Source organism: Oleiphilus sp. HI0079 (assembly GCF_001635105.1).
The window spans coordinates 1-416 of the sequence record NZ_LWFT01000404.1 but is presented as its reverse complement, the minus strand read 5'-3'; the positions used below and the strand labels follow the sequence as shown (position 1 = coordinate 416).

Genomic DNA, 416 nt, shown 5'->3' with positions numbered 1-416 from the left:
AAAGTCAAAAAAGAAACCGCTGACACGATGCAGTTGCGTTTTGACAAACATCTCTTGGCAAAGCTTGGTGATATACCTTTAAGTAAAATTGATGTCAGAGATGTTGAGCTAACTCTTAGACCTCTGGTGAATGAAGGCAAACTGGAGACGGTCAAACGTCTAAGTACTTTTATCAACGAAGTAATGCGCTATGCATTTATTCGTAGAATCATTCCATTTAACCATCTGGCCGACATTTCCAAGTTATTCCCAAGCCCTAATGTGCGGCATTCGCCGACGATACCCTGCAAGGAATTGCCAGATTTTCTAGAAACACTTTCGAACGCCAACATCAGGCCACTAACCCGTCTGTTAATACTATGGCAATTACATACCATGACTCGCCCAAAAGAAGCCGCAACAGCACGTTGGGATGA

1 protein-coding gene is annotated in these 416 nt (G+C 43.0%); it reads left to right on the top strand.

Annotation, left to right across the window (positions count from 1 at the left end; translation table 11 throughout):
- Positions 1–416: hypothetical protein (locus A3750_RS25945; protein ID WP_197474917.1), on the top strand; the 416-nt coding region annotated here is incomplete at both ends.